Annotated in this window: 4 protein-coding genes and 1 pseudogene; 2 read left to right on the forward strand and 3 right to left on the reverse strand. The window is 71.3% G+C overall.

Features of this window, described 5'->3' with window-relative positions; genetic code table 11:
- The coding region (locus VFM98_RS09235) for an HAD-IC family P-type ATPase (protein WP_325109628.1) at nt 1–801 on the reverse strand (801 nt) is incomplete at its 3' end.
- Between the two features lie 444 nt (nt 802–1245).
- Here VFM98_RS09235 and VFM98_RS09240 point away from each other — a divergent pair.
- Complete coding sequence (locus VFM98_RS09240) at nt 1246–2223, forward strand: LysR substrate-binding domain-containing protein (RefSeq protein ID WP_325109629.1); 978 nt, start codon at nt 1246–1248, stop codon at nt 2221–2223.
- Nucleotides 2224–2245: 22 nt separating this feature from the next.
- Nucleotides 2246–3424 (forward strand): MFS transporter, encoded by a 1179-nt coding sequence (locus tag VFM98_RS09245; RefSeq protein WP_325109630.1) that lies wholly within the window; start codon nt 2246–2248, stop codon nt 3422–3424.
- Here the strand turns inward: VFM98_RS09245 and VFM98_RS09250 are convergent.
- Together VFM98_RS09250 and VFM98_RS09255 are read right to left on the reverse strand one after the other, a co-directional pair.
- Complete coding sequence (locus VFM98_RS09250; protein WP_325109631.1) at nt 3387–4235, reverse strand: lysophospholipase; 849 nt, start codon at nt 4233–4235, stop codon at nt 3387–3389. The two genes, VFM98_RS09245 and VFM98_RS09250, sit on opposite strands and share 38 nt — an antisense overlap.
- Before the next feature lie 69 nt (nt 4236–4304).
- Nucleotides 4305–4500, reverse strand: a pseudogene (locus VFM98_RS09255) (peptidase M20); the annotation flags it as partial.

Genomic DNA, 4500 nt, shown 5'->3' on the forward strand with positions numbered 1-4500 from the left:
GTCGCGGAACACGCCGTAGACGAACACCACGACGCAGATCGCCAGGCAGGCGCTGCCCAGCACCTTGCCCAGGTGCGCCAGCTTGCGCTGCAGCGGCGTGTCCTCGGCCTCGAAGGACTGCAGCATCTCGGCGATCAAGCCGATCTGGGTGTACATGCCGGTGGCGGTGACCAGGCCCTTGCCGCGGCCGTAGGAGATCAGCGTGCCCATGAAGGCGCTGTTGCGCCGGTCGCCCAGCGGGATCTCGCGATCGAGCACCACGCCGGCCTGCTTCTCCACCGGCACGGATTCGCCGGTGAGCGAGGCCTCCTCGATCTTCAGGTTGAAGCTCTCCACCAGCCGCAGGTCGGCCGGCACGTAGTTGCCGGCCTCCAGCAGCACCACGTCGCCGGGCACGACCTCGCGGCCCTTCACGGTGAGCTGGTGGCCCTCGCGCAGCACCTGCACGTTGGGCGCGGACATCTTCTGCAGCGCCGCCAGCGCCTGTTCGGCCTTGGACTCCTGCACCACGCCGACCACCGCATTGAGCAGCACGATGAACACGATCGCGAGCGCGTCCACGTATTCGCCCAGCAGCCCCGAGACCAGCGCGGCGATCACCAGGATGATCACGAGGTAGTTGTTGAACTGCGCGGCCAGCAGCGCGAGGAAGCCCGGCCGCGGGCGTTCGCGCAGCTCGTTGGGGCCGAGCTCGGCGAGGCGGCGCTGCGCCTCCTCGTGGCTCAGCCCGCGTTCGAGGTGGGTGCGCAGATCGCTCGCCAGCTCCTCGAGGCCCCGCGCGTGGGCGTGCTTGTCGTGCATGGAAGTCTCTCCTTCTGCCTGCCCCACAGCATGGGCGAGCAGGAGCGGAAAGAAAATTGCAACCTTTCAAGGCGAGCCTTCACGAAAGCGGAAGCAGCGCGCGAATGCGCAAGCCTGCCTTTACGTTTCGTGAAGGGTGCAGCCGGGTTTGACGGCGGCGCCCCTCTTTGCTAAAAAGAAAGCGCTCCGCCGGCACGCGGAGCACCCCACAAAGGGGAGTAGCTTCGGCGGCCCTGCGGGCCGTCGCGTCGCGATCGTCAGTACGGGCCCTGCGCCCCGGTCGCTGCGGTATCGCACCCACGCGCGGGCGATGCGAGCGAGACCTTTGCCCGGCCGGGTGAAGGTCGCCTTGACGCCATTCCAGTCGATGTGGCCTGCACCCGGGTGTGGGCCGCTGCGTCGTTGGGGCGCGGCGGCCATGGCATCGGACTCGAGGAGCTTGCCATGCCCCCTGGCAACATCGGTCGCTATCTCCGGCACGGAACACTGCCGCAGCTGCGCGTCTTCGAAGCGAGCGTGCGGCTCGGCTGCTTCGCCCGCGCGGCGGAGGAACTGCACATGGCGCCGCCCACGGTGTCGGTGCAGATCCGCAAGCTCACCGAAACGGTGGGCGCGCCGCTGTTCGAACAGGTGGGCCGCCGCATCTACCCCACCGAGACCGGCCGGCGGCTGCACGCGAGCTGCGAGGACGTGTTCCGCGCCCTGGCCGACTTCGAGGCCACGCTGGGCCAGCTGCGCGGGCTGCAGGGCGGCCAGCTGCGCATCGCCGCCTGCACCACGGCGCGCCACTTCCTGCCGCGGCTGCTGGGCGCCTTCGTGCAGCACCACCCCGCGATCGAGACGGCGCTGCAGATCCACAACCGCGCCGGGCTGCTGCAGCGCCTGGCCGCCAACGAGGACGACCTGTACCTGTTCGCCGACGCGCCACGCGAGCGCGAGCTGGTGGTGCAGACGGTGCTGGCCAATCCGCTGGTGGTGTTCGCGCGCGCCGACCATCCGCTGGCCGGCGCGCAGGCGATCCCGCTCGCGCGCATCGCGGCCGAGCCCTTCCTGGTGCGCGAACCCGGCTCCGGCACCCGCGATGCGGCGCTCGCCGCCTTCGCCCGCGCGCACCTGGTGCCGCGCATCCGCATGGAGCTCGGAAGCAACGAGGCGATCCGCGAGGCGATCCTGGCCGGCGCGGGGGTGGCCGTGCTACCGCGCCATTTGTTCGGGGCGCAGCCCGAGGCGCCCGGGCTGGTGTGCCTGGACGTGCAGGGCTTCCCGCTCGAAAGCCGCTGGCAGTTCGCCTGGCCGGTCGGCAAGCGCATCGCGCCGGCGGCGCGCGCCTTCCTCGATTTCGCCCGCGCCCACGCCGACGCGCTGGTGCACGGCACGCCGGTGCCGGCGCGGCTGCAGGAGGTGGAGGTGCACGCCTCCTGAGAAGCCGCTACAGTCGGCCCGGATGAACCGCAACCTCTGGCTGCTGGCCATCCTGCAGGGGCTCTTCCTCACCAACAACGTCACCTTCATCGCCATCAACGGGCTGGTGGGGCTCTCGCTCGCGCCCTACGGCTGGATGGCGACGCTGCCGGTGATGGGCTATGTGGTGGGCAGCGCGCTCTTCACCGGGCTGGTGGCCCGCACGCAGGCGCGGCTGGGGCGGCGGCGCGGCTTCCAGCTCGGGCTGGCGGTGGCGATCGCGTCCTCGCTGCTGTGCGCTTACGCCGCCAACGCCGGCCACTTCTGGCTGCTGTGCGCCAGTACCTTGCTGGCCGGCTACTACGCGGCCAATGCCAGCCTGTACCGCTTCGCCTCGGCGGAACTGGCCGCGCCGGCGTTCAAGGAAAAGGCGGTGTCGCTGGTGATGGCCGGCGGCCTGATCGGCGCCGTGGTCGGCCCGCGGCTGGCGGCCGGCACCCGCGACTGGGCGGTCGCGCCCTTCGTCGGCGCCTACCTCGCGCTGGCCGGCGTAGCGCTGCTCGCGCTCGCCCTGCTGGCGTTCATGCGCTTTCCGCCGGTGGCCGCGCGCGCGGCGCTGCACAGCGGACGCACGGTGCGGCAGCTGCTGGCGCAGCCGGCCTTCCTGGTCGCCGCCCTGGCGGGCGCCCTGGGTTACGGCGTGATGAACCTGCTGATGGCCGCCACGCCGCTGGCCATGCAGCAATGCGGCCTGCCCTTCGGCGACGCCGCCTTCGTGCTGCAGTGGCACGTGATCGGCATGTTCGCGCCCGGCTTCTTCACCGGCCACCTGATCCAGCGCTTCGGCGCGCTCAAGGTGATGGCCGCCGGCGCGGGGCTCAACCTGCTGTGCATCGTGATCGCGCTCTCGGGCGTGGAGCTGCAGCAGTTCACCGTCTCGCTGTTCCTGCTCGGACTGGGCTGGAACTTCCTCTTCACCGGCAGCACCACGCTGGCGCTGACGGCCTATGCGCCGGAGGAGAAGGACCGCGCCCAGGCGGTGCTGAACTTCGCCGTCTTCGCGACGCTCGCGCTGAGCTCGTTCGCCTCCGGCGTGCTGGTCACGACCCAGGGCTGGACCTGGCTGAACCTGGGATCGCTGCTGCCGGTGGCCGCGATCTTCGCCGGGCTGGGCTGGCTTTCCTTCAGAACCGCGCGTCCAGCCACTGCCGCAGGCGCGTGAACACGGGCTGGGCGCGCTGCTCGTTGAAGATCTCGTGGTAGTAGCCGTCGAACCGGCAGGCGTCCACCACGTCGCGCGGCGCCGCGGCCGCGAAGCTCGCGCTGCCCTTCGGGTCGACCATGCGGTCGTCGCCCGCGTACAACAGCAGCGTGGGCACGGACCAGCGCGGCGCGCAGGCGCGCACCGCCGCGGCCTCCTGCACGATGAAGCGGGCCAGCCGGCCCGAGATGCGGTCGTGCACCAGGGGATCGTTGCGGTAGGCCTGCACCACGGCAGGATCGTGCGAGAGGAAGCGCGGGTCCAGCCCGTTGCTCACCGCGAGGTTGGGCGCCACCCGCGGCACGATGGCGAGCAGCAGCTTCTGCACCGGATCGAGCCGCGGCGCCAGGGCCGGCGAGGACAGGACCAGCCCGTCCACTGGCGCCATGCGGCGGGCAACCAGGCCTGCCGCCACCAGCCCGCCCAGGCTGTGCCCCAGCAGGATCAGCGGCAGCCTCGACGTGCGCTTGCGGGTGCTTTCCACGAGGTCGGCCAGGTCGTCCAGCAGCCGGCTCTCCTGCGGCAGGGCGCCGCGCGCACCGCCCGAGCGGCCGTGGCCATGCTGGTCGTACCCGCGCACGACGCAGCCCCAGCGATTGAGCATTCGCGCCAGGCCGTCGTAGCGCCCCGCGTGCTCACCCAGGCCGTGCACCAGCAGCACGCTGGCGCGCGGCCACGTGCCGGGCGGGAGGTGCCAGTCCTGCACCGCCAGGTTGTCTCCGTCGCTGGCGGTGTAGGTGGAAAGCGTTGATTCATCCGCCTCTTGACTCATCCATGGGGATGATGGCAGCGCTGTCCCGGCTGTAAATCCCTCCTTTGGAGGGGGCCGCGGCGGGAACGATCAGGGCATCCGCGCCATCACCTCGGCGACGGCCGCCGTCAGGCGCTTGGCGTAGGGCACGTGCAGGAACTCGTTGGGCCCGTGGGCGTTGCTGCGCGGCCCCAGCACGCCGCAGACCATCATCTGCGCCGTGGGGAAGCCGGCGCTGAGCATGTTCATCAGCGGGATGGTGCCGCCCTGGCCGATGTAGCCCACC

This window comes from Ramlibacter sp., assembly GCF_035706265.1.
GTDB lineage: Bacteria > Pseudomonadota > Gammaproteobacteria > Burkholderiales > Burkholderiaceae_C > Ramlibacter.

What these genes read in the sequence shown, in the direction of transcription:
- VFM98_RS09240 (WP_325109629.1), top strand. Translation starts at nt 1,246, where the DNA reads ATGCCCCCTGGCAACATCGGTCGCTATCTCCGGCACGGAACACTGCCG.
- VFM98_RS09245 (WP_325109630.1), top strand. Translation starts at nt 2,246, where the DNA reads ATGAACCGCAACCTCTGGCTGCTGGCCATCCTGCAGGGGCTCTTCCTC.
- VFM98_RS09250 (WP_325109631.1), bottom strand. Translation starts at nt 4,235, where the DNA reads ATGAGTCAAGAGGCGGATGAATCAACGCTTTCCACCTACACCGCCAGC.